This window comes from Allobosea sp. GW821-FHT09G06 (assembly GCF_059416005.1).
Genome location: NZ_JBWKOI010000003.1, coordinates 514,644 through 538,888, shown reverse-complemented (window position 1 = coordinate 538,888; position 24,245 = coordinate 514,644). Strand labels below are relative to the sequence as shown.

The following is a 24,245-nucleotide window of genomic DNA, read 5'->3' as shown; positions in this document are numbered from 1 at the left end:
TTTGATCATCAAAAAACAGGCTTGACTGTTTGTAAGTTGAGTCGCACCGTTTCCCCATCGTCAAGGGGAGCGAGTCGGAATGAGCGGTACCGGCAAGCGACGATCGCAGAAGGAACGCAGCGCGGAGACATCCGCGCGGCTGATGAACGCGACCATCGACCTGCTGCACGACCTGGGGCTGGCCCGCACCACCACGCCGGAGATCGCCCGTGTCGCCGGAGTCTCCCGTGGTGCGCTGACCCACCATTTCGCCAGCCGCGAGGCCATCATCACCGCTTCGGTCGCCGACCTGCTCGGCAAGTCGACCCGCGACCTGCACCGCTTCGCCGAGGATTTCGTCGAGCGTGGCGGCTCCAGCGACGAGATCGTCGACTACATCTGGCGGATGATGGACGACCGGCTGTTCTATGTGACCATGGAATATCTGCCGGAAGCCCGACACAACCCGGCTTTCCGCGCCGACCTGATCCCGCTGGTCAAGGAATTCCACGCCGGGCTCGACGCGATCTGGACCGCGCTCGCGGCCCGCGCCGGCACCGATCCCGACCATACCCGCACGGTGATGAACGCGACGATGTGCCTGTTCCGGGGCATGATCAGCCAGACCGTGCTGCGGCCCCACGACCCCGCCTACTACGAAGGCATGCAACGGTTCTGGAAGCAGCAGGTGCGGCAGCATTTCCCGATGAAACCAGCCGCCGTGCCCGGCGCGCGCAAGACGGCGACGGCATGACGGCTGCACTGACCATCCAGGGCCTGAAGCTCGGCTTCTACGGCGTGCAGGTGCTGCGCGGCGTCGATTTCGCGGTGCCGCAAGGCTCCTTCACCGGGCTGATCGGGCCGAACGGCGCCGGCAAGTCGACCTTGTTCAATGCGGTCTCGGGGCTCTACCGGCCGCAAGCCGGCTCGGTCCGGCTGGGCGAAACCGAGACGGCCGGAATGCCGCCGGAGAAGCTCGTCGCCGCGGGGCTGGTGCGGTCGTTCCAGCTCGCGCGCGGCTTTCCCAAGCTCAGCGTCTTCCAGCACCTGATGCTCTACGGCGCCGACCAGCCGGGCGAAGGCCTGCTGGCCGGTCTGATCGGCACGGGTGGAGCCAAACGGCGCGAGGCGGAGATGTCCGAGCGCGCCTTCGGCATCGCCCGCCGACTGAAACTCGACCATGTGCTCGATAACCCCGTGACCGCGCTCTCGGGCGGCCAGAAGAAGCTGGTCGAGATCGGCCGGGCGCTGATGGCCGAGCCGAAGCTGCTGCTGCTCGACGAGCCGATGGCGGGCGTCAATCCAAGCCTGACCGAGCAGATCGCCGAACACCTCGTCGCGCTCAACCGCCACGGGCTGACGATCTGCCTGATCGAGCACGACATGGGGCTGATCAAGAAGCTCTGCGCGCCCGTCATCGTCATGGCCGAGGGCAAGACGCTGACACAGGGCACGTTCGACGAGGTCGCCACTGACACCCGCGTGCAGGAAGCCTATCTCGGGAGGCGTCATTGAGCGCGGCACAGGGCGAATTGCTCGCCGTCGACGGCGTCGTCGCCGGCTATGGCGCGGCCGAGCAGATCCTGAAGGGCACCTCGCTCACGGTCGCGCCGGGCGAGATCGTCTCGATCATCGGCCCCAACGGCGCCGGCAAGTCGACATTGCTCAAGACCATCGCCGGGCTGGTCCAGGCGCGCGACGGCACGATCCGGCTCAAGGGCGACGACGTCACCCGCGAGAGCGCGCTCGGCCGGGCCAAAGCCGGCATCGGCTTCGTGCCGCAGGAGCGCAATGTCTTCGGCGCGATGACGGTCGCCGAGAATCTCGAGATCAGCGGCTTCCAGGAGCCCGGCAAGGTCGGAGAGCGAGCTGAGCAAATGTATGCGCGCTATCCGATGCTGGCCGAGAAACGCAAGGCGCTGGCGCGCACGCTTTCCGGCGGCCAGCGCCAGATCCTCGCCATGGCCATGGGGCTGATGAACGCCCCTGCCCTGCTCCTGCTCGACGAGCCGACGGCCGGGCTTTCGCCGAAAGCGGCCGACGAGTTGTTCGACGCCATCGTCGCGCTCAACAAGGGCGGCCTGCCGATCCTGATGGTCGAGCAGCATGCGCTCGAAGCCCTGCAGATCTCGACGCGCGGCTATGTGCTGGTCTCCGGCCGCAACAGCCGCGAGGGCGCGGGGCCTGCGCTCGCCACCGACCCCGAAATCCGCCGCCTCTTCCTCGGCGGCTAGGACGACGACGACACGACAGCAAACCAACAAGACCAACAGGGGAATAGCATGACCGAGTTCACGACCGACCGCCGCACGCTTCTGGCCGGCGCCGCCGCGCTTGCCGGCCTCTCCGCCCTGCCCGGCCGCGCGCTCGCCCAGGGCGCCCCGATCCGGATCGGCACGCTGACGCCGCTCACCGGCGCCGGCGGCCCTTATGGCCCGGTCATGGTCAAGGCGGTCAAGGCCGTCGTCGACGAGGTCAATGCCGCCGGCGGCGTGCTCGGCCGCAAGGTCGAGCTGATCTCGGAAGACGACCAGACCAATCCGGAAGCCGGCGTGCGCGCCGCCCGCAAGCTGATCGACGTCGACAAGGTCTCGGCCATCCTCGGCACATGGTCGTCGGCGGTTACCACGGCCGTGGCGCCGCTGTGCTGGGAATCGAAGACCTTCCTCGCGACCGTCTCCGGCGCCGATTCGATCACGCAGCTGCCGCATCAGGGCTACCTGATCCGCACCCAGCCGAACACGACGCTGCAGGGCCGCAAGTTCGGCGAGTTCTGCGTTGCCGAGAAAGCCAAGCGCGTCTTCTTCCTCTCCCCGCAGACGCCTTTCGCCAAGAGCCAGTTCGACAACATCACCGAAGCCGTGAAGAAGGCCGGCGGCGAGACCGGCTCGCTGATCTATGACGACAAGAAGCCGGCCTATCGCAGCGAGATCGACGAGGTGCTGCGCTTCAAGCCCGACGCGATCATCTTCGGCGGCTACACGCCCGACACCGCGGTGATGCTCAAGGACGCCTATCGCGCCGGCTATGGCGGCCTGAAGGTCGCCTTCGGCTATGCGGTCAACCAGAAGCTGGTCGAGAGCGTGCCGGCCGAGGTGGTCGACAAGACCTTCACCATCGCCCCCTCGCCGGCCGAAGGCTCCAAGGCCTATGCGCGGCTGGTCAAGATGATTGGCGTCGCCTCGCCCGATCCGTACACCACGCAGGTCTACGACCAGATCAACCTGATCCTGATGGCGATCGCCATCGCCGGCGACACGTCCGGCACCGCGATCAAGGACGCGGTCCGTAAGGTCAGCCAGGCTCAGGGCGGCGCCAAGGTCGACAACGCGCTTGACGGGCTCAAGGCCATCGCCGCCAAGCAGCCGGTCGACTATGACGGCGCCAGCGGCCCCTGCGACTTCACCGAGACCGGCGACATCGCCGATTGCCAGTTCCGCTACGAGCAGGTCCAGGGCGGCAAGCTGACGCTGGTGAAGATCGCGTGAGCCAGTTGTTGCAGGCGCTCGTCAACGGGGTGATGAGCGGGACGCTGATCGCCGTCCCGGCCATCGGCTTCTCCGCCATCTTCGCGGTGCTGCGCTATCCGAACTTCGCCATCGCGGCCTATGCCACCATCGGCGCCTTCGCGGCCTGGTGGGCGAATGTGGCGATGGGGCTGCCGGTGCCGGCCGCGCTCCTCGTCGCCTTCGCGGTGACGGGGATCGTCGGCGTCGTCGCGGAAGAGACCTCGCTGAAGCGCCTGCGCAATAACGGCGCGCTGATCGTGGCCATCGCCTCGATCGCGCTCAATCTCGTACTGGAGAACATCGTCCGCTTCATCTTCGGCAACGAGATGCGCGGCTACGACCTGCCGATCGCGCGCGACATGCGCTTCGGCGACCTGCGCATCGGCCCGCAGCAGCTCCAGAGCCTGCTGCTGGCCGTCGCGATCATGGCGGCGATGTTCCTGTTCCTGCGCTACACCCGCTTCGGCAAGGCGATGCGCGCCGTCGCCGACAATCCCGACCTCGCCCGGCTCAAGGGCATCGATCCCGCGAAGATCGCGATCGTCACGCTGTTTTTGGGTGCCGGGCTGACCGGCGTCGGGGGGGTGTTGATCGGCCTCGACACCTCGATCGATCCGCTCACCGGCTATCGCGTGCTGCTCTCGGTCTTCGCCGCCGCCGTGCTCGGCGGGCTAGGCTCGATCCCCGGCGCAGTCGCCGGTGCACTGATGCTGGGGATCGCCGAGGAGCTGGCACTGCTCGTCGTGCCCGCGACCTACCGCACCGGCGTCGGCTTCGTCGCGATCTTGCTGATGCTCACCTTCCGGCCGCGCGGCCTCCTCGGGGAAAGGGCCGCCTGATGCTGTCCTATCTGATCTTCACCCTGACGCTCTGCGCGATCTACGGCTTGCTCGCACTCAGCCTCAACCTGATCTGGGGCAGCGCCGGCCTCGTCAATCTCGGCCTCGCCGGTTTCTTCGCGGTCGGTGCCTATGCCTCGGCGCTGGCGACAGGTGCCGGCGCGCCGGTCCTGATCGGCTGGGGCGCCGCACTCGTCGTCGGTGCCGCGGTCGGGCTCGTCGTCACCTTCGCGACACTGCGCCTGCGCGACGACTATCTCGCGATCGTCACGCTCGGCTTCGCCGAAGTCATCCGCCTCGTGGCGCTGAACGAGCGCTGGCTGACCAACGGCTCGGACGGCATCTCCGGCATCAAGGCGCCGCTCAAGGCCGAGCTCGGCACGCAGAACTTCGCGTATTTCTATCTCGGCCTCGCGACGCTGGTGCTGGTCATCGTCTGGGCGCTGCTGCGCCGGCTCGACGCCTCGCCCTATGGAAGGGCGCTCAAGGCGATCCGCGAGGACCAGCAGCTCGCGTCTTTCGCCGGCAAGCCGGTGCTGCGCTTCAAGCTCCAGGCCTTCGCGCTCTCGGCCGCGATCGCGGCGCTGGCGGGCGCGCTCTACGCGCATTTCCAGTCCTATGTCTCGCCGGATCATTTCCAGCCGCTGATCACGATCTACATCTTCCTTGCGGTCACGGCCGGCGGTGTCGGACGACCGAGCGGGGCCGTGCTCGGCGCCTATCTCGTCGTGATCTTCCTGGAGGCGACGCGCTTCGTCACCGAATGGGTGCCGGGCCTGCAGCCGGTCCAGCTCGCCGCCACGCGCGAGATGCTGATCGGCATCGCCCTCATCCTCGTCCTGCATCTCAAGCCGCAAGGCATCCTGCCCGAGCGCATCCCGAAGGCGCCGGTCCCTCCGACCGCTGCTTAAACCGAAGGCCTGCCCATGTCCGACGATCTCGCCACACTCTCCGCACTCATCAAGGAGCCCGGCCAGCCCGACACGGTGTTCAAGGCCTTCGAGGACATCACCCGCCGCCTCGTCGGCCATGAATTGTTCACGCTGCTCTATGTCGACGGGCAGGAGGTTGCGCGCATCTATTCAAACCGGCCGGCGGAATACCCGGTTTCCGGCCGCAAGACGATGGGCCCGACGCCCTGGGGCAAGCATGTGCTGGACGGTCGCCAGCCCTATCTCGGCAAGGACAAGGCCGGCATCCGATGGGCCTTCTTCGATCATGAATTGATCGAGAGCATGGGGCTCGGCTCCGTCATCAACATCCCCGCGATCTATGACGGCAAGGTCGTCGGCACGATCAACCTGCTCGCGCCCGAGCACCATTACCGTGAGGAGCATGTCGCGCCGGTCGAGCGTCTCGCACCGCTGCTGGTGCCCGCCTTCCTCGCCGCGCGCGCCGCCAACAAGGCCGCCTGATCCATTTCCCCGACGCATCCTGACCGAAGGAACAAGCCCGTGGCTTCTACCCTCTTCACCAATGCCCGCATCGTCGACGGCTCGGCGCCGGAAGCGGGCGCGCCCGTCAGCGTCCTCGTCGAGGGCGGCACCATCCGCGAGGTCGGCAAGTCCGTGACCTCGGCCAAGGCCAAGGTCGTCGACCTCAAGGGCAAGACGCTGATGCCCGGCCTGATCGACGCCCATGTCCATGTCGTCGCCGGTGTCGCCGATCTCGGCGCGAATGCCCGCCTGCCGGATTCGCTGGTCACCGCCCGCTCCTTCGGCATCATGCGGGCGATGCTGATGCGCGGCTTCACCACGGTGCGCGATGTCGGCGGCGCCGATTTCGGCCTGAAGCAGGCGACGGAGGAAGGCGATTTCCCGACGCCGCGCCTCGTCATCTCCGGCAAGGCGCTGAGCCAGACCGGCGGCCATGCCGATTTCCGCGGCCGCTATGACGACCGCCCGAGCGTGATCGAGCGCCATCGCCTTGGCGCGCTCGGCCGCATCTGCGACGGCGTCGACAATGTGCGCCGTGCCGCGCGCGAGGAGCTCAAGGGCGGCGCCGACTTCATCAAGATCATGGCCAATGGCGGCTGTGCCTCACCGACCGACCCGATCCATTTCCTCGGCTTCTCGGTGAGCGAGCTGGAGGCCGTGGTCGAGGAAGCCCGGATGGCCGGCACCTATGTCTCGGCCCATGTCTACACGGACGATGCCATCCGCCGCTGCGTCGAGGCCGGCGTGCATTCGCTGGAGCATTGCAACCTGATCAAGGCCGAGACGGCAAAGCTCGCCGCTTCGAAGGGCGCCGTCGCCGTGCCGACGCTGGTGACCTATGACAAGCTGGTCTCTGACGGGCCGAAGCTCGGCTTCCCGCCGGATTCGGTCGCCAAGGTCGATGTCGTGCGCTCGGCCGGCATGGAATCGCTCGCGATCATGAAGAAGGCCGGCCTGACCATGGCCTATGGCAGCGACCTGCTCGGCGAGATGCACAAGTATCAGTCCGAGGAGTTCGTGATCCGCGGCCGCGCGCTGCCGGCGCATGAGGTCATCGCCTCGGCGACCCATATCGCGGCCAAGCTCCTGAAGATGGAAGGCCTGATCGGCACGGTCTCGGCCGGCGCCCATGCCGACCTGATCGTCGTCGACGGCGACCCGCTGAAGGACCTCTCGCTGCTGACCCGCCAGGGCCGGCATATCCCGCTGATCATGAAGGGCGGCGCCTTCATGAAGCGCGCCAGCCTGAACTGACACTTCGGAGCCGGCGGGGATATCCTCGCCGGCTTCAATCCTCGTAGGGGCTGTGCTCGCGGATCAGCGCCGCATTGTGCTCGCGGAAGGCCTCGACGAATTCGCGGGCGATGCGCGAGAGCGGCCGCGGCGCCGGTTGGAACATCGCATAGCGATAGGACAGGCGCGGCGCGAAGGGCCGCGCGACCAGCCCGACCTTCCGGAAATGCAGGCTGGTGACGACGTCGACGATGGTCACGCCGACGCCCTCCATCACCAAGGCGCAGGCCGTGCCGAAGAACTCGACATGCACCGCCATGCGCAGCCGCGCCGATTGCTCGGCGAAGGCGCGCTCGATCGCCTCATGCAGGAAATGGTCGGCATAGAGCGAGATGAAGGGCGCATCATCGAGATGGGCCGGCGTGATGACCGGCTCGGCCGCCAGCGGATGATCGGCCGGCAGCATGCAGACGCAAGGCACCTCGATCGTCTCGATGATCGAGGCCGGGCTCTCGATCGGATGCTCGGCGAAGCCGATATCGAAGGCCTCGATCCGGCCGAGATCGCGCACGGTCGGCGATGAGCGGGTGATGAAGCGCACCGTGCCGTCCGGCCAGCGCGTCAGCAATCGGGCGATGATCGGCGGCAAGGCATAGGTGGCGAGGCCGGGCTGGCTCGCCAGCGAGAGCGTCCCGGAACGCAGGCCCTTGAGGTCGCGCGCGACCTGCCGGGTGCGTTCGAGCACGCCGAGCGTGCGCCGCGCCTCCTCGTAAAACAAAGTCGCCTCGGGCGTGACCTGCAGCCTGCCCTTCTTGCGCTCGAACAGGGAGACGCCGAGCTCGTCCTCCAGCCGCGTGATCAGGTTGCTGATCGCCGGCTGCGACTTCGCCAGCAGGGTTGCAGCAGCGCTCATCGAGCCGGTCTCGATGACGGCGCGAAAGGCTTCCAGATGCCGCGTGTCCAAGCTCTGTTCCGCTCAAAAGATATAACCCAGATTTATACCTTTTAACTCATTTCGTTTTTGACGTAAGCGGCGAAAACGGGACCATGGATCCAAGCCTGAACGGCATGGGGAATGGGACCGCATCGGTGAAAGACTCGCTTGTCCTCGACAAGGTTGGGAAGCGCTATGGCGATTTCGTCGCGCTCGAACCGACCGATCTGACGATCAAGGCCGGCGAGTTCATCACGCTGCTCGGCCCTTCCGGCTCGGGCAAGACGACGATCCTGATGAGCATCGCCGGCTTCGTCGCGCCCAGCAGCGGGCGCATGCTGCTTGATGGCCGCGACGTGACCGGGCTGCCGCCGGAGCGGCGCAATTTCGGCGTGGTCTTCCAGGGCTATGCGCTGTTCCCGCATCTCAGCGTCTACGACAATGTCGCCTTCCCCCTGAGGGCGCGCGGCATCACCGGAGACGCCGCCCGGCCGAAGATCATGGCCGCGCTGGAGATGGCGAAGCTGCAGGCCTTCGCCCATCGCTACCCCCGCCAGTTGTCGGGCGGGCAGCAGCAGCGCGTCGCGCTTGCCCGCTCGCTGGTCTTTGCGCCGGAATTGCTGCTGCTCGACGAGCCGCTGAGCGCGCTCGACAAGGCCCTGCGCAAGGAATTCCAGACCGAGTTCCGCTCGATCCACCGCGAGGTCGGCTCGACCTTCATCTATGTCACGCATGATCAGGAGGAGGCGCTGACGATGTCGGACCGCATCGTCATCCTCGATCGCGGCCGCATTCTCCAGATCGCCCCGCCGGCCGAGCTCTACGAGCGGCCGGCCACCGAGTTCGTCGCGGGCTTCCTCGGCAAGAGCAATTTCCTGCGCGGCAAGGTCGCCGCGACCAGCGGCGGGCAGGTCGAGATCCACATGCCCGGCTTCGCCGCAACGGCTAACGGGAACGGCATCACGGCACAGGCCGGCGAAGCAGCCGTCGCCGCGCTCCGGCCGGAGAAGATCAGGTTGGCGGCGCCGGCGACCGGCGCCGGGGCCGCCTCCTGTTCGGTGAGCGGCCGCGTCGCCGACATCACCTATCTCGGCTCCTCCATCGAGGTCGAGGTCAGGCTGGCAGATGGCGAGACGCTGCTGGCGACGGTGCCGGCCGGGCAGCGCAGCTTCGCGGAGGGCGAGGAGATCCTCGCCTCCTGGGCGCCGGATGCCGCGATCCTCGTGCGCGGCAACGAGGCCTCGCCGTGAGCGCGACGGCTGCCACCAGCACCGGCGGAAGCGAGCGGCTCTACTGGCTGATGCTGCTGGCGCCTTGCGCCTTCCTGGCGCTGTTCTACCTCGTGCCGGTGCTCAACGTGCTGGTGCTGAGCTTCACCGTGCCGAAGCCCGGTGTCGCGAACTATGCCGAGCTCGCCAGCAACGGCGCCGTGCAGCGCGTGCTCTGGACGACGCTCAGGATCGGGGCGATCACCACGGTGCTGGCGCTGGGGATCGGCTATGTCGTCGCCTATGCCTTGCTGCAATGCGGGCCGCGCGAGCGCCAGATCCTGCTTGGCATCGTGGTGGCGAGCTTCTGGATCAGCGCGCTGATCCGCGCCTTCGCCTGGGTCGCGCTGCTGCAGTCGAAGGGGCTGGTCAATTCGATCCTGATGTCGACCGGGCTGATCGAGAGCCCGCTCAGCCTCGTGCGCAACGAGCTCGGCGTGATCATCGGCATGGTCCACTACATGCTGCCCTATGCGATCCTGCCGCTCTATACGAGCCTGCGCGGCATCGACGACCGGCTGGTGCCGGCGGCGCGCGCGCTCGGCGCGACACCAGGACAGGCCTTCCGCTGGGTCTTCCTGCCGCTGAGCCTGCCCGGCCTGATCGGCGCGGGCGTGATCGTGATGATCTTCTCGCTCGGCTTCTACATCACCCCGGCCATCCTCGGCGGCGGGCGCACGATCATGGTGGCCGAATTCATCAGCGTGCAGATCTCCGAGACGCTGCGCTGGGGGCTCGCGGCGATGCTGGCGACCGTGCTGCTCGGTGCCGTGCTGCTGCTCGTGATGTGGCTCAGTCGCTTCATGGATGTCGAACAGGCGCTGAGGAAATAGCCATGGCAGCGCTCAGCGTCCCCTCGACCCGCAATGCACCCTCGCTCAACCGGATCGTCGCCTGGCTCGCGGCCTCGTTCCTGCTGCTGCCGATCCTCGTCATCATCCCGATCTCACTGACGCCGGAGCGCTATCTCTCGCTGCCGACCAGCGCGATCTCGTTTCGCCATTACAACAGCCTCGTGACCGACGGCCGCTGGACGAAGAGCATCGTCGACAGCCTCATTGTCGGCATCGGCGCGACCGTGCTCGCGACCGTGCTCGGCGTCGCCTTCGCTGTCGGGGCCTGGCGTCTCGGAGCGCCGTTAGCAAAGCGCCTGCGCCTTTTACTGCTGGCGCCGATCATCGTGCCGCCTATCGTGCATGCGGTCGCCTTCTACCGCGCCTGGGCGACGCTCGGCCTGCTCGACACCTATCTCGGGCTGATCCTGATCCACGCGATGAAAGGGCTGCCTTTCGTCGTGCTGACCGTCGCCGGCACGCTCGCCAATGTCGATCCAAGGCTTGAGCAGGCTGCGCGCAGCCTCGGCGCCAATCCGCGGCAGGCGATGAGCTGGGTCGTGCTGCCGCAGATCAAGGCCGGCATCGTCGCCGGGGCCGCCTTCGCCTTCATCACCTCCTGGGACGAGACCATCGTCGCGCTCTTCGTCACCAGCCGGGCCGTCACCACCCTGCCCCGCCGAATCTGGGAAGGGCTCGCCGACAATATCGACCCGGCCATCGCCGCGCTCGGCACGGTGATGATCGTCCTGACCTTCGCCGCCGTCGCGATCTCGACGCTGCGCAGCAACTCCGCAAAAGCCTGACAACAAAGGGGAGACCAGCATGACCAGAGAGCATCAGGAGTTCCGTGACGACTGCCTCGCGATCCTGCGTGTGCAGACCGAAGGCAAGCGCGTCCATCGCCGTCGCTTCCTCCAGGCCCTGGCGATGCTGGGCGCGATCCCGGCCGGCCTGCGGCTGACGCCGGCCCATGCACAAACCAGTGAGGTCGTCATCGTGAACTGGGGCGGCGATGCCGTGCCGGCCTATGACGCGATCTGGGCCCAGCCCTTCAACGCCGCCAATCCCGGCGCCAAGGCGCTGATCAACGGCTCGGGGCCCAGCTCCGGCAAGATCAAGGCGATGGTCGAGAGCGGCGCGGTGACCTGGGACGTCTGCGACCGCACGGTGCCGGCCTCGATCGAGCTCGGCCGCCAGAACCTGCTGGAGAAGGTCGACTGGTCAATCGTGTCGCAGGACAAGGTCCGCGCCGCGCATCGCTCGGACTGGGGCGTCGGCGCGTATCTCTATTCCTTCGTGCTGACCTACGACGCCAAGGCGTTGAAGGGACCGGCGCCTAAGAACTGGAAGGATTTCTGGAACGTCAAGGAATTCCCGGGCAAGCGCACGCTGCGCAACAATATCGAGGGCATGCTGGAGGCGGCGCTGCTCGCCGACGGCGTCAGCCGCGACAAGATCTACCCGATCGATGTCGACCGGGCGCTCGCCAAGATCAAGGAGATCAAGCCGCATACGATCTTCTGGACCACCGGCGCGGAGAGCCAGCAGCTCTTCCGCAACCAGGAGGTCGTGATGGGGAACCTGTGGCACACGCGCTCGATGCTGCTCGCCAAGGAGGTCGGCGACCACATCAAGTTCACCTTCGAGGACGGCATCCTGTTCCCCGGCGCCTGGATCGTGCCGAAGGGCAACCCGGCCAAGGCCGGCGCCTGGAAGTTCATCGCCTCGGCGCAGGACCCGAAGAGCCAGATCGAACTGTTCAAGCGCGTCGGCAACGGGCCGGTGAACCCGGCCGCCGCCGGGCTGGTGCCGGCCGAGATGAAGGCGCTGGACTGCGGCTCGCCGGAGAATTTCGCGCGCCAGGTCGCCGTCGACAACGAGTGGTACGCGCAGCACTACGCAACGATCCTCGCCCGCTACATGGACGCGATCGCGTCCTGAGCCTCGATCCTGACGGGCGGCACCGCGCCGCCCGTCCCTGCCTCCCGACAAAGACACAGGTAGACTGATGACAACGGCGCCGTTTTCGCTCGCCCAGACCTTCATGGGCGTCCCGCATCGCACCGAGATCGGCGACGCCAAGGCGGTGGTCCTCGGCCTGCCCTTCGATTGCGGCACGCATCCGCAGCGCGTCGGCTCTCGGCTCGGACCGTCCTCGATCCGCGAGCAGTCGCTGCTGCTGCGCGCCTTCGACTTCGTCAACGGCATCAACCCGCTGGAGTCGCTCGGCGTGGTCGATGTCGGCGATGCCAAGGTCAGCCCCGGCGATCTCGAAGCCTCCTATGTCGCGATCGAGGCCGCCGTCGGCGCCATCGCCGAGACGCGGGCCGTAGCCGTGACGCTCGGCGGCGATGGGGCGATCGCCCTGCCGGAGATGCGGGCGCTGCACCGGGTCTATCCCGATCTCGTCACCATCCATATCGACGCCCATACCGACGCCTATCCGATCGAGGGCTACAACACCGCGACCGCCTTCGGGCGCGCCGCCGAGGAAGGCCTCGTCGACGCGACCCGCTCCTATCAGGTCGGCATGCGCGGCACGACGATGCTGCCCGGCGTCGGCGAATATGGCCGCAGCCTCGGCTATAACGTGATCCCGTTGGCGGAATTGCTGGAGCGCGGCATCGCCAAGGTCTTCGCCGAGATCCGCGCCCATATCGGCGACCGGCCGGTCTATCTCTCCTACGACATGGATTTCTTCGACCCCTCAGTCGCGCCGGGCGTCTGCACGCCGACCTGGGGCGGCGCCACCTCGCGCGAGGGCCTCGCGGTTCTGGAAGCCTGCGCCGGGCTCAATCTGGTGGGCGTGAACATCAACACGGTCAGCCCGCCGCATGATGTCGGTGGCATGTCGGCGCTGCTCGCCGCGCAGGTGACGCTGAACGCGCTCAACCTGATCGCGCGGCAGCACCAGTCGAAGGCCGCCGGGCAGTCGTAGGAACCACGACGGAGTGCAGGTTATGCACTTCGCATCAAGGTCTCGCGCAAGCCGAGTAGCGTCTCGCACACGGATTCCAGATCGCGGACGTCGAACCCATCCCGCAGTTCCGGGATGTGGCCGGCGATCCTGCCGCCGAGAAGCCCCGTGAAGCTCGCCCTGCCCTCCGGCGAGACGACGAGGCCGTTGGCCGCTTCGAAAGAGGCGTTCCAGGCGATGGCCTCCTCGCGGGCCAATCCAGCGGGCAGGTCGAGTTCGAGCCTGCCTCCGACAAGTTTGACCGGATAGCCGCCGGGCAAGCCGTCGGGGCCGGGTACATGACCCTGCCAGGGCTTGCCTGCCGCCATGGCGAGCAGCATCGGCACGCCGCTCGCGCCGGAAATCTCGATCACCGGTTCGGGCGTGAGCTGGATATCGGCAAAGAGGGCGTAGACATCCGCCACCTCCTTGCCGTCCAGCCAGACGCGCGGCGCGCGCCCGCCACGCTCCTCCGGGCGACGACGCCAGGCGGCGAGGTTCTGGTAATGGGCGAGCACCTTGACCTCGGCCCCGGCGGGTGTCGCGGCCGAGCCGGCGAAGACATTGGACAGGATCGCGACATTGCCCATACCGCAGGCTACGCCATGGCCGAGCGCGGCGATGATGCCGTTGACCACGTCGGGGAAGCTGCAATTGACCAGCGTCACCGGCTTGCCGGCACGCGTGATCGCGGCGGCGACGCGGGCGCTGATCAACGCCTGGAAGACGGCGGTCGCGCTCAAGCCCCCCTCGGCAACCAGGCGCGTCCAGGCATTGCCGCTCTGGGCGATGACCTGTGAGGTCTGGATCGAAGCGGCCTGCACCACGATACGCGGGCTGGTGGCAGCCAACAGCGCGTCGGAAGCGTCCGGCGCCAGCAGGTCGATCGCATGGGTGGTGAAGCGTGCCTTGGCTCCGAAGAGCGCGGCGCGGGCATTGGAAGCCGTGCGCAGCCAGTTCAACCGTTCGAGATTGCGCCCGGCGATGATCACCTCGACCGGCTCGCGGGCTGTCGCGGCGATATCGAAGGCGATGCGGGCAGCGAAGCCGCCGGTGCCGGAGATCAGGATGTCGCAGCCGGCCATGTCAGCGCCCCGTCGCGGCCCTGTCCCAGCAATCGTCGAGCCGGGGCGAGAGCTTGTGCTTCATGATGCGCTGGCTCGCCGTGCGCTCGAACTCATCGACCAGGGCGATGTAGCGCGGGTTCTGGTAGGGTGCGAGGCGCTGGCCGAGCCAGCCTGACAAGGCCTGCGGGTCGATGATCGCGCCATGGCGCGGCTTGACGAAGAGCTTGATGTCCTGCTCGCCGATATCGGCGGCGACGCCGATCATCGCGCAATCCTCGACCGCGTCATGCTCGGCCGCGACATGTTCGACCTCCCAGGCCGAGACGTTCTCGCCCCGGCAGCGCACGCTGTCGGTCATGCGGCCGTGGAAATACAAGTTGCCGTCGGCATCGAAGGAGCCGAGATCGCCGGTATGGAGGGCGCCGTTGCGCAGGGCCTTCGCGGTCGCGTCGGGATTGTCGAGATAGCCGGGGAAGATCGCGCCGGGGATGCTGGTCTCGACCACGATCTCGCCGCGCTCGCCGGCCGCGACCGGCCTGCCCTCACCGTCGAGCAGCCTGACGGTGAACCAGGGCATCGGGCGCCCGACCGAGCCGACCACGCCGCTGGTGTTACAGGTGGTCAGGCTGGAGGCTTCGGTCATGCCGTAGCACTCGCGGATCTCGACGCCGAAGCGGTCGCGAAACTGCGTCCAGATATCGGCCGGGCAGCCGCCGCCCCAGGCGATGCGCACGCCATGCTCGCGATCTCCAGCGGAAGGCGGTTGCTTCAGCAGGATCTGCAGGATGCCGCCGAGATAATGGATATGGGTCGCGCCCTCCTCGCGGACCTGCGCCCAGAAACGGCTGGCGCTAAAGCGCTCGACCATGGCCAGCGTTATGTCGCGGATCATCGGCAGCGGCAGGAGCTGGGCCCCGCCGATATGATAGAGCGGCTCCCAGACGAAGAAGACCTCGCCGGGCTTGGCGTCCGATAGATAGAGCACGCTCTCGGCCGCCAGCCGCAGCATGCGGTGCGAGACGATGACGCCCTTCGGCCGCCCGGTCGTGCCGGAGGTGTACATGATCGCAAAGACGGCATTCGCGGGAGACGCCGGCTCATCGAAGCTGACGGTTCCGGCGAGCACTGCATCGAGATCGCCGCCCGGCGCATGCAGCAGCACCGGCAGGGTCGCGTCCGGCCCCATCGCCTCGGCGATCTGAGGTGCGAGCTCGATGTCCGCGACGACTAGGCGCGGGCTGGAATGGGTCAGGAGATAGTTCAGCCCCTCGCCGCGCTGCTGGGCATTGACCGGGACCCAGGCGACACCGGCCCGCGCGAGGCCGAAGACCACGGCGATGGTGGCGATGGAATTGCGCATCATCACCGCGACGCGGTCGCCCGCGACGATGCCCCGCGCCCGCAGATACAAGGCAAAGGCCGCTGAGCGCCGCTCGAGTTCGCCATAGCTCAGCGGCTCGCCATTGAAGCGGGCATAGACGCGGTCCGGCTCGGCGGCGGCGCGCGCGGTCAGAAGGCCAACGAAGCCGTCTTTGTCAGGAGAGGTCATGGTTGCGCTTCGGTCGTCAGGATCAGGAAGAAGAGGAGGAGCGGAAGCGTTCGGCCAGCAGCAGCATCACCGTCACCACCACGAAGACGACGACCGAGACTGCGGCCAGCGTCGGGTTGAGCTGCAGGATCATGTCGTCCCACATCTGCTTCGGCAGGGTCGTCTTGACGCCGCCCGAGACGAAGATCGCGATGGTGAGCTCGTCGAAGGAGGTGATGAAGGCGAAGAGGAAGGCCGCGACGAGGCCACCCTTCACCAGCGGGATCGTCACGCCGGTGAGGGTACGGACGCGGTTGGCGCCCAGTGTCGCCGCCGCCTGGTCGAGCCGCTGGTCATAGGTCTTGAGCACAGCGGCGATGGTGACGAGCGTGAACGGGATCGCCAGCACGGTGTGGCCGATGATCAGGCCGAGATCGGTCGCGATCAGGCCCATCCGGGCAAAGAGATAGAACAGCCCGACCGCGATGACGATGCGCGGCACGATCATCGGCGCGAGGAAGAAGGCGAAGATCAGCCCGCCCCAGCGCGTGCGGCTATGGGCCAGAGCCAGCGCCGCGAAGCCGCCGATCGCGGTCGCAGCCAGCGCCGTGACAAAGGCGACGCCGAAGGAGCGCAGCGTTGCCTGCAGCCAGAGCGGCGATTCGAAATAGGTGCGGAACCAGTTGAGACCGTAGCCCGGCGGCGGGAATTCGAGGAACTGCGAGGAGGTGAAGGCGAGCGGGATCACCAGCAGCGTCGGCAGCACGAGGAAGCCGATGACGAGCCAGCAGAAGCCCGGCAGCAGCGCGGCACAGACGCGCTTGCCCAGTACGCGCTGCGCCACGGCGGCGGCGCGCCCGGCGATATCGCCGACAAGGCCGAGGATGGCGATGCCGAGATCGCGGATGCGCCCGCCCCCGACCTGCGCCGAGCCGCCAGCAATGGTCGAGATGCCGAAGAGCCGGTCGTAGACCCAGCAGGAGACCAGTGCCGCTGCCAGCATCATGGCCGCGAGCGCCCCGGCGAAGGACCAGTTCAGCAGTTCCTGCACCTGGGTGATGATGAGCTGCGCGAGCATCGTCTCCTGCCGCCCGCCGAGGAAGGCCGGCACGATGAAGAAGCCGAGCGAGGAGATGAAGACGAGCAGCCCCGCCGCCGCCACGCCCGGCAGGGAGAGCTTGAAATAGACCAGCCAGAAGGCCCGTGCCGGCGCGGCGCCGAGCGTCTGCGCGGCCTGGACGAGGCGGCGATCGATGCCGGTCATCACCGGCAGCATGGTCATCACCGCGAGCGGGACCATCGCATGGACCATGCCGACCATGACGCCGAACATGTTGTGCAGCAGCGGCAGGGGCTGGTCGACGAGGCCGGAGCCGGTCGCCAGCGAATTGATGATGCCGCTGCGGCCGAGTACGATCATCCAGGCGAAGGTCTTGACGAGATAACTCGTCCAGAACGGCACCATGACGAAGAGCAGCATCCGGCCGCGGAACATATCGGGCAGGCGCGCCAGCCAATAGGCCAGCGGGTAGCCGATCAGCAGCGACCAGAACGCCGTCCAGCCGGCGATGCGGAAGGTGATGCCGAGCACGCGCAGATAGACATCGGTCGCGGCGATGCGCTGATAGGCGCCGCCCGAGAAGCCGCCGGTCTCGGGATCGACGAGGCTGAGGCCGAGCAGTTGCGCCACCGGCCAGGCGAAGAAGACCGCGAGGAACGCGAGGCCGGGCACCGCCAGCCAGAGCGGGCCGAACTTCAGTTTGCTCCGGCGCGACGGAGCCGTGCCTGCCGCGACAGCGCTCATGCGACCAGCACCGCCTTGTCGCGGGCCCAGCCGGCGACGATGGCCTGGTCAATGGCGGGCACCGGATCGTCCGGACCCAGCCGCAGCACGAGCGGGCTGCCATCGCCGAGCGCGGCGATGACGCGCGTCTCCGAGCCGGCATAGACGATCTCGCTGACCCGGCCGCGGACGGCGTTGCCGTCGCGTTCGCCGAGATGGAGGTTCTCCGGCCGGATGACCAGCGCCGCGTCCTTGCTCTGGCAATTGGCGCCGCTCGGCAGGGCGAAGCGGCCATGCGGCGTATCGAGCGCGCCGTTGCCGTCCCATTGGCCGCGGAAGATGTTGGAGATGCCGATGAAATCGGCGGCGAAGGCCGTGCGCGGGCGCTCGTAGATCTCGCGCGGCGTGCCGAGCTGCTCGATCTTCGCATGGTTCATCAGGCAGATGCGGTCGGACATCGCGAGCGCCTCCTCCTGATCATGCGTGACATAGACGATGGTCGCGCCGCTCTCGCGGTGCAAACGCTTGATCTCGATCTGCATGTGCTCGCGCAGCTTCTTGTCGAGGGCGCCGAGCGGCTCGTCCATCAGAATGATCGAGGGCTGGTAGACGAAGCAGCGCGCCAGCGCGACGCGCTGCTGCTGGCCGCCCGACAATTCGCGCGGGAAGCGCCCGGCGAGATGGCCGAGATGGACCATATCGAGCGTGGATGCGACCCGATTGGTAATCTCGGCCGAGGGGCGTCCGCGCATCTTGAGCGGAAAGGCGATGTTCTCCGCCACCGTCAGATGCGGGAAGAGCGCATAGTGCTGGAAGACGAGGCCGATATCGCGCTGGTGGACCGGCATGTTCGACTGGTCGCGCCCGTCGATCACCACCCTGCCCTCGCTGGCTTCGACCAGACCGCAGATGAGCTGGAGCAGCGTCGTCTTGCCGGAGCCCGAAGGCCCCAGCAAGGTGAGGAACTCGCCCTCGGCGACGCTGAGCGAGCTCGGCTCGAGGGCCGTGGTCGCGCCATAGCGCTTACACAGCCCCTCTACGACGAGCTTGGCCGATTTCGGCTGGATCGCGGTCATTCCGGCACCCGTCCCCATCGCCGTCAGGTCAGGAGCCAGGCGTTGAAGCGCTCGGAGACCTTGGCGCGGTTGGCGCTCCACCAATCCTCGTTGGCGATCGCCATCTGCTTCAGGTTCACCGGCGAGGTCGGCAGCACCTTCGCACGCTCGGCGGGGATGGTCTGATAGGCGTCGAGATTGGTCGGGCCATAGGCCAGCGCCTCGGTGAAGACGGCCTGCGCCTTCGGATCGGAGCAGAAGCGCACGAACTGGCGGGCGACATCCGCCTTCGGGCCGCCCTTGGGCAGGCCCCAGCCCTCGACCGAGTAGAGGCCCTGGTTCCAGACGATCCTGGCCGGCGTGCCGCCATCGATCGCCGCCTGCAAACGGGCGTTCCAGCCCGGCAGCATATCGACCTCGCCACTCTGCAGCAGCTGCGTGGACTGCGCCCCGCCGGTCCACCAGACCGCGACATGCGGCTTGATCTTGTCGAGCACCTTGAAGGCGCGATCGACATCGAGCGGATAGAGCTTGTCGAGCGGCACCCCGTCGGCGAGCAGCGCCTGCTCGATCGTGTCGATCGGGTTCTTGCGCAGCGCGCGGCGGCCGGGGAACTTCTCGACATTGAAGAAGTCGGCCCAGCTCGCCGGCGCGTTCTTCACGCGGTCGGTGCGATAGGCGAAGACGGTCGAGTAGACGTCGGTGCCCATGAATTCGGGCGAGATCGCCTGCGGCATCAGCTTCGGCACGTCGGCATGCGCGAAGCCGATCGGATCGAGCAGGCCCTGCGCCTTCAGGATGTCGCGGGCCGAGAGCGTCAGCGTGCAGACGTCCCAGGTATAGGACTTGGTCTCGACCATCGCCTTGAACTGGGCGGTGGGCTCAGCCTCGCGGGCGACGTTGACGACCTTGTTGCCGGTCGCCTTCTCGAAGGGATCGTAGAAGGCCTTGCGGAAGGCCGGGCCGAACGGGCCGCCGGGATCGGCGACCGTGATCTGGGTCGCGGCGCGCGCCGTGCCCGTCAGATAGGGCGCGGCAACCGCGCCGGCAGCGACGCCGCCCGCGAGTTGCAGCAGGGTGCGCCGGGTCGGCTTCGTGGTCAGGCTCGTCATCGTCTACTCCCCTTTCAAGCGGTTTTCCGCATTTCCCCGTGGGTGATCGGATGGTCCGGTATCGTGGTCAGGCCGTCTTTCGCGCCGCGCGCTTGGCGAGGAAGGCTTCCATCATCCGCGCCGGCTCGCCGGTAGCGTAGGCGGCGCGCTGGTTGCGGATGCCGGCAGTGAGGCATTCGCGGAAGCTCGCCTCGGTGACCTCACGGAAGCGGGCTTTGTTGAGGCGCATGGCAACCGGCGGCTTGCCGGCGAGTTCCTCGGCCAATGCGAGCGAAGCCGGCATCACCTGCTCCTTCGGCACGATCCGGTTGATCAGGCCGATGCGGAAGCACTCGTCGGCATCCATCATACGGCCGGTCAGGGTCAGGTCGATGGTGCGGGCGATCCCGATCATCTCCTTCATGATCCAGGGACCGGTGACCGAGGCGATGCCCGAGTTGATCTCGGGCTGGCCCATGGTGACGCCGGCATGGCCGACGCGCAGGTCGCAGAGCAGCGCGACCTGGAAGGCGGAACCCGCCGCGACGCCGTTCAGCGCGGCGATCAGCGGCTTCGAGAGCGAGCGCATGCGGTCATAGAGCCGCTCCCACTCGCCCATCCACAATTCGGCGCGGTCCGGATCGAAGGTCTTGGTCTCGTTGAGGTCCTGGCCGGCGCCGAAGGCGCGCTCGCCGGCACCCGTCAGGATGATGGCGCGGACCGCCTCGTTCGCCTCCATCTCGTCGAAGCAGGCCACCAGCCGCTCACGCATCGGCGCGTTCCAGGCGTTCAGTATCTCGGGGCGGTTGAGGGTGATGATGCCGACCGCGCCACGCACTTCAGCCAGAACAGAGTCCTTCATAGCGCCCTCCGATGGGTAATTATTACAATGCGATAATTTCTATTGCAAATAATACGGAGGCGGCTCACCTTGTCAAGGCCGCCCGCCGCAGCCATTGATCGCGCCAAGGAGAGCAGCCGCGATGACGATGCCCGAAGAGACACAGACCGGCCGCAAGCGCGCGGCTGCTTCAGCCGACCAGGCCGGCCGCAAGGACGACGCGCTGATGGTCAATTCGGTGGAGAAGGCGTTCCGCGTGCTCTCGGCCTTCGGCCGCCAGCACCAGACGCTGAACCTGTCGCAGGTCGCCTCGGAGACAGGGATGGATGTCAGCGCGGCGCAGCGCTTCACCCATACGCTCACCAAGCTCGGCTATCTCCGCAAGGACGCGCAGACCAAGCGCTTCGAACTGACGGCGAAAACGCTCGATCTCGGCTATCATTTCGTCCGCAGCAGCCGCCTGCTCGACCGGGCGATGCCCTACCTCATGCATCTCAGCAAGGAGACGGAGGAGACGGTGAACCTCACCGTGCGCGAGGAGACCGAGATCATCTTCGTCTCGCGCTTCCTCAGCCGGCACGTCCTCAACACCGACGTCATCATCGGCACGCGGATGCCGGCCTATGCCACGGCGCCGGGCATCGCGATGCTGTCGCGCCTGCCGGAAGACGAGGCGATGGCGATCATCGATGCCTCCGACCGCCGGGCGCATACGCCCTCGACGACATGGCAGCGCGAGGCGTTGCGCGAGAAACTGCGCCAGTCGGCAGCCCAGGGCTACGCCACCGCCTTCGAGGAGGTCTATATCGGCGACGCCTCGATCGCCGCGCCGGTCGTCGACCACCAGGGCCGGCCGGAAGCGGCCGTCAACATCGCGACCTCGACTTCGCGCTACAGCCATGAGGAGGTCGTCTCGCGCTTCTCCTCGCTGGTGATCGCGGCCGCCCACGCCATCTCGCGCGTCTGAGAAAACGGGGCATGCGGCCTTGACAGGGAGCAATCTGATTTATCAAAATCCACATAGTTCTATCGCATTGAAATAAATTCGAGGCAGAATGGAACGCTCGCAGGCGCAGTTCCGCCGTGTGGCTCGTCGGATTGGAACGGCGGTGACCCTCAGCTTCGATGGCAGGCCTATAAACGCGACCGCAAGCGACAGTATTCTCGCCGCGCTTCTGGAGAACGGTGCGTTCGTCCGCCGGCTTGAATTCGGGGGCGAGCCGCGCGCCGGCTTCTGCCTGATGGGCGCCTGCCAGGATTGCTGGGTCTGGAGCGCGACTGGCGGCCGGATCAGGGCCTGCACCACGCCCGTCAGCGATGGGCTGGAGCTCTTCGCCGAACCGCAGGGCATGGCACCTGCCCATGGCTGAGATCGTTATCATCGGTGCCGGCCCGGCCGGAATCAGCGCCGCCGAATTGCTGGTCGCCAACGGGCTGAAACCCATACTGATCGACGAAGGCGCCCGCGCCGGCGGACAGGGCTATCGCCGCCCAGCCGACGACCTCGCCCTCGACATGACCAAGCTGATGGGCTCGGAGGCGGGGCGATACGCGGCCCTTCACGATCGTTTTGCCGCTTTGCATCCGCATATCGATTACCGGCCCCAGACATTGGCTTGGGCGATCGACGGCCAGCGCCTGCACCTGCTGCGTGACGGCAAGGCCGAGACGCTCGAATGCGACAAGCTGCTGATCGCCAGCGGCGCCATGGACCGGATCGCACCCTTTCCGGGCTGGACGACGCCCGGTGTCTTCACGCTCGGCGGGGCACAGGTCGCGCTCAAGGACCAGGGTTGCCTGATCGGCATCCGCGTCGCCTTCCTCGGCTCCTCGCCATTGCTGACGCTGGCAGCGAAGCAGTATCGCGCGATGGGCGCCGAGATCGCGGTGATCGCCGATACGACGCCATTCTCCGCCAAGCTCGCCGCGATGCCCGCCCTGCTCGGGGCGCCACGCACGCTGCTGCGCGGGCTCTGGTACATGGCGGCGGCTTTGCGCGCGGGTGTTCCGATGCTGCACGGCGTGACGCCGGTCACGGTGGAAGGAGATGGCCGCGTCGAGGCTCTCGCCCTGCGCGACGGCAGCGGGCGCGAGCGGCGCTTCGCCTGCGATGCGATCGCGCTGGGTTATGGCCTGAAGCCCGAGACGCAGCTTGCCGACCTCGCCGGGGCGGACTTCGCCTACGATCCGGATTTCCGTTTGTTCCTGCCGAAGATCGACGGTTTCGGCCGGGCTCGGCCGGGGCTCTACCTCGCCGGCGACGGGGTGCGGATCGGTGGCGCTGATGCGGCGGAGGCCAGCGGGGCGCTCGCCGCCCATGCCATCCTCGCCGATCTCGGGCGAACACAGGATATCGCGGCGATCAGGCCGCTGGCGCGGCGGGCTGCGCGGCTGCGTAGCTTCCAGCGCGGGCTGGCGCGGGCCTTCGCCTGGCCGAGGGAGCAGATCGCCGCCCTGCCCGATCCCGTCACGCTCTGTCGCTGCGAGAACGTCACCGTCGGCGAAGTGCGCTCCGCGATGGCGAAGGCGCTCGGCCCGGTCGAGGTCAACCGCGTCAAGGCGATGACCCGCTGCGGCATGGGGCGCTGCCAGGGCCGCGTCTGTGGGCCGGCCTTGCAGGAGATCGTCGCGGCCGGGACCGGGCAAGGCGGCGAAGCCGCCGGCCGTTTGCGCGGTCAGGCTCCGGTCAAGCCGATCGCGCTCGCCGCCGCGGAAGAACCGGCATGAGCACGCGCACCACAGATGTCGCGATCGTCGGCGGCGGCCTGATCGGTGTCTGGACCGCCTTCTTCCTCGCAAGGCGCGGCCAGCGCGTGACGCTTATCGAAAAGGGCGTCGTCGGAGAGCAGTCGAGCGGCGTCAATTTCGGAAACCTGCGCCTGCAAGGCCGCTTTCCCGGCCAGTATCCGCTGTCGTTGCGCTCGCAGGCGCTGTGGGAGGATTTCGACGCGCTGATCGGCGAGGACTGCGAATTCGAGCAGACCGGCCATCTCTACCTCGCCTATGACGAGGAAGAGCACGCAAAGCTCGAAGGCTATGCGGAGGTTTCCGAATCCTACGGGCTCGCGATCGAGCGGATCGGCCCTGCCGATCTGCGCCGGCGCTGGCCCTGGCTGAGCGAACGCGCCGTCGCTGCGACCTTCTCGGCACGCGACGCCACCTCCAATCCGCGGCTGGCGACACCGGCCGTGGCGCGGGCCGCTGCAAGGCAGGGCGCCACCATCCTGGAGAATACGCGCGTCACAGCCGTTGACCGCGAGGGCGATGGCTTCTCGCTCACGCTTGCCGACGGCAGCCGGATAAGCTGTGGCGCTCTGGTCAATTGTGCCGGGGCCTGGGCGCTGGAGATTGCCGAACGCTTCGGCGAGACCGCTCCGGTCTTTCCGGCCGGGCCGCCGCAATTCGTGACCGAGCCGTTCCCCTACCGGATCGAGCCCTCGGTGCAGGCGATCGACGGCTCCGTGATCTTCCGCCAGATCCCGCGCGGCAATATCATCCTCGCCGGCTATCCGCGCACGGCGGCCGATCCGCAGGCGAACCGCGCGCCGGTGCCCCCCGCCAAGACGCTGGCGGCAATGCGGGCGCTCGCCCGCGTCGCGCCGATGCTGGCGCAATGCCATGTCATCCGCGTCTGGTCCGGCATCGAGGCCTATCTGCCGGACATGATCCCGGTGATCGGCCCGAGCGGGACGACGCCCGGCCTGTTCCACGCCTTCGGCTTCTGCGGCCATGGCTTCCAGATCGGGCCGGGCGTCGGCTTGTGTCTCAGCGAGCTGATCCTCGACGGCGAAACACCGACGCCGCTGGAGCCGTTCGCGATTACGCGCTTCCGCACGGCCGCGACCGTCAGCGAGAAATTCAAGAAGGAATTCGACTGAGACGCGGCAGCC

24 protein-coding genes are annotated in these 24,245 nt (G+C 67.5%); 17 read left to right on the top strand and 7 right to left on the bottom strand.

Going from position 1 to position 24,245, the window contains the following annotated elements; genetic code table 11:
- Positions 1-79: 79 nt before the first annotated feature.
- The 8 genes from AC07NY_RS18750 to AC07NY_RS18715 are packed head-to-tail and all read left to right on the top strand — an operon-like array spanning position 80 to position 7,017.
- Positions 80-733: a TetR/AcrR family transcriptional regulator gene (locus tag AC07NY_RS18750; protein ID WP_494585090.1), complete on the top strand. Its 654-nt coding sequence runs from the start codon at positions 80-82 to the stop codon at positions 731-733.
- Positions 730-1,494, top strand: a complete 765-nt coding sequence (locus tag AC07NY_RS18745) for an ABC transporter ATP-binding protein (protein WP_494585089.1) — start codon at positions 730-732, stop codon at positions 1,492-1,494. The genes AC07NY_RS18750 and AC07NY_RS18745 overlap by 4 nt, the downstream gene beginning before the upstream one ends.
- Positions 1,491-2,213 carry an ABC transporter ATP-binding protein gene (locus AC07NY_RS18740; protein ID WP_494585088.1) on the top strand — a complete coding sequence of 241 codons (723 nt, stop codon included), beginning with the start codon at positions 1,491-1,493 and terminating at the stop codon, positions 2,211-2,213. The genes AC07NY_RS18745 and AC07NY_RS18740 overlap by 4 nt, the downstream gene beginning before the upstream one ends.
- Before the next feature lie 48 nt (positions 2,214-2,261).
- Positions 2,262-3,467 carry an ABC transporter substrate-binding protein gene (locus AC07NY_RS18735; RefSeq protein ID WP_494585087.1) on the top strand — a complete coding sequence of 402 codons (1,206 nt, stop codon included), beginning with the start codon at positions 2,262-2,264 and terminating at the stop codon, positions 3,465-3,467.
- On the top strand, positions 3,464-4,327 hold the full coding sequence (locus AC07NY_RS18730) for a branched-chain amino acid ABC transporter permease (RefSeq protein WP_492283459.1): 864 nt from the start codon (positions 3,464-3,466) through the stop codon (positions 4,325-4,327). Before AC07NY_RS18735 ends, AC07NY_RS18730 begins: the two co-directional genes overlap by 4 nt.
- Positions 4,327-5,238: a branched-chain amino acid ABC transporter permease gene (locus AC07NY_RS18725; RefSeq protein WP_306226167.1), complete on the top strand. Its 912-nt coding sequence runs from the start codon at positions 4,327-4,329 to the stop codon at positions 5,236-5,238. The genes AC07NY_RS18730 and AC07NY_RS18725 overlap by 1 nt, the downstream gene beginning before the upstream one ends.
- A 15-nt stretch (positions 5,239-5,253) precedes the next feature.
- The gene (locus tag AC07NY_RS18720; RefSeq protein ID WP_494585086.1) at positions 5,254-5,742 is read left to right on the top strand and encodes a GAF domain-containing protein; all 489 of its coding nucleotides are present in this window, start codon (positions 5,254-5,256) and stop codon (positions 5,740-5,742) included.
- 39 nt (positions 5,743-5,781) lie between these two features.
- A complete protein-coding gene (locus AC07NY_RS18715; protein ID WP_494585085.1) occupies positions 5,782-7,017 on the top strand; it encodes a metal-dependent hydrolase family protein in 1,236 nt (411 codons plus the stop codon).
- Between the two features lie 34 nt (positions 7,018-7,051).
- Here AC07NY_RS18715 and AC07NY_RS18710 read toward each other — a convergent pair whose 3' ends face one another.
- Positions 7,052-7,960 carry a LysR substrate-binding domain-containing protein gene (locus tag AC07NY_RS18710; RefSeq protein ID WP_494585084.1) on the bottom strand — a complete coding sequence of 303 codons (909 nt, stop codon included), beginning with the start codon at positions 7,958-7,960 and terminating at the stop codon, positions 7,052-7,054.
- 125 nt (positions 7,961-8,085) lie between these two features.
- Between AC07NY_RS18710 and AC07NY_RS18705 the strand changes: the two genes are divergently transcribed.
- From AC07NY_RS18705 to AC07NY_RS18685, 5 genes are all read left to right on the top strand, one after another.
- Positions 8,086-9,180, top strand: coding sequence for an ABC transporter ATP-binding protein (locus AC07NY_RS18705; RefSeq protein ID WP_494585083.1), 1,095 nt, complete (start codon positions 8,086-8,088; stop codon positions 9,178-9,180).
- Entirely contained in the window at positions 9,177-10,031 is an 855-nt protein-coding gene (locus AC07NY_RS18700; RefSeq protein WP_494585082.1) for an ABC transporter permease, read from the top strand. The genes AC07NY_RS18705 and AC07NY_RS18700 overlap by 4 nt, the downstream gene beginning before the upstream one ends.
- A gap of 2 nt (positions 10,032-10,033) precedes the next feature.
- The gene (locus tag AC07NY_RS18695; protein ID WP_494585081.1) at positions 10,034-10,837 is read left to right on the top strand and encodes an ABC transporter permease; all 804 of its coding nucleotides are present in this window, start codon (positions 10,034-10,036) and stop codon (positions 10,835-10,837) included.
- 19 nt (positions 10,838-10,856) lie between these two features.
- Positions 10,857-11,975 (top strand): ABC transporter substrate-binding protein, encoded by a 1,119-nt coding sequence (locus AC07NY_RS18690; RefSeq protein WP_494585080.1) that lies wholly within the window; start codon positions 10,857-10,859, stop codon positions 11,973-11,975.
- Positions 11,976-12,042: 67 nt separating this feature from the next.
- Entirely contained in the window at positions 12,043-12,972 is a 930-nt protein-coding gene (locus tag AC07NY_RS18685) for an arginase family protein (RefSeq protein WP_494585079.1), read from the top strand.
- Between the two features lie 20 nt (positions 12,973-12,992).
- Here AC07NY_RS18685 and AC07NY_RS18680 read toward each other — a convergent pair whose 3' ends face one another.
- The 6 genes from AC07NY_RS18680 to AC07NY_RS18655 all read right to left on the bottom strand — a co-directional run bounded on the left by AC07NY_RS18680 (position 12,993) and on the right by AC07NY_RS18655 (position 20,376).
- Positions 12,993-14,075 (bottom strand): hypothetical protein, encoded by a 1,083-nt coding sequence (locus tag AC07NY_RS18680; protein ID WP_494585078.1) that lies wholly within the window; start codon positions 14,073-14,075, stop codon positions 12,993-12,995.
- A 1-nt stretch (position 14,076) separates the two neighbouring features.
- Positions 14,077-15,606, bottom strand: a complete 1,530-nt coding sequence (locus AC07NY_RS18675; RefSeq protein ID WP_494585077.1) for a class I adenylate-forming enzyme family protein — start codon at positions 15,604-15,606, stop codon at positions 14,077-14,079.
- Between the two features lie 22 nt (positions 15,607-15,628).
- Positions 15,629-17,389, bottom strand: a complete 1,761-nt coding sequence (locus tag AC07NY_RS18670) for an ABC transporter permease subunit (protein WP_494585076.1) — start codon at positions 17,387-17,389, stop codon at positions 15,629-15,631.
- Positions 17,386-18,444, bottom strand: coding sequence for an ABC transporter ATP-binding protein (locus AC07NY_RS18665; RefSeq protein WP_494585075.1), 1,059 nt, complete (start codon positions 18,442-18,444; stop codon positions 17,386-17,388). Before AC07NY_RS18665 ends, AC07NY_RS18670 begins: the two co-directional genes overlap by 4 nt.
- Before the next feature lie 23 nt (positions 18,445-18,467).
- Entirely contained in the window at positions 18,468-19,535 is a 1,068-nt protein-coding gene (locus AC07NY_RS18660) for an ABC transporter substrate-binding protein (RefSeq protein ID WP_494585074.1), read from the bottom strand.
- Between the two features lie 67 nt (positions 19,536-19,602).
- On the bottom strand, positions 19,603-20,376 hold the full coding sequence (locus tag AC07NY_RS18655) for an enoyl-CoA hydratase/isomerase family protein (RefSeq protein ID WP_494585073.1): 774 nt from the start codon (positions 20,374-20,376) through the stop codon (positions 19,603-19,605).
- A 121-nt stretch (positions 20,377-20,497) separates the two neighbouring features.
- On the opposite strand from AC07NY_RS18655, the gene AC07NY_RS18650 reads away from it, so the two are divergent.
- The 4 genes from AC07NY_RS18650 (at position 20,498) to AC07NY_RS18635 (ending at position 24,233) form a co-directional block, all read left to right on the top strand.
- A complete protein-coding gene (locus tag AC07NY_RS18650) occupies positions 20,498-21,322 on the top strand; it encodes an IclR family transcriptional regulator (RefSeq protein ID WP_494585072.1) in 825 nt (274 codons plus the stop codon).
- Between the two features lie 142 nt (positions 21,323-21,464).
- Positions 21,465-21,725, top strand: a complete 261-nt coding sequence (locus tag AC07NY_RS18645) for a (2Fe-2S)-binding protein (RefSeq protein WP_494585071.1) — start codon at positions 21,465-21,467, stop codon at positions 21,723-21,725.
- Positions 21,718-23,082, top strand: coding sequence for an FAD/NAD(P)-dependent oxidoreductase (locus AC07NY_RS18640; RefSeq protein WP_494585070.1), 1,365 nt, complete (start codon positions 21,718-21,720; stop codon positions 23,080-23,082). Before AC07NY_RS18645 ends, AC07NY_RS18640 begins: the two co-directional genes overlap by 8 nt.
- Positions 23,079-24,233 (top strand): NAD(P)/FAD-dependent oxidoreductase, encoded by a 1,155-nt coding sequence (locus AC07NY_RS18635; protein WP_494585069.1) that lies wholly within the window; start codon positions 23,079-23,081, stop codon positions 24,231-24,233. Before AC07NY_RS18640 ends, AC07NY_RS18635 begins: the two co-directional genes overlap by 4 nt.
- Positions 24,234-24,245 lie beyond the last annotated feature (12 nt).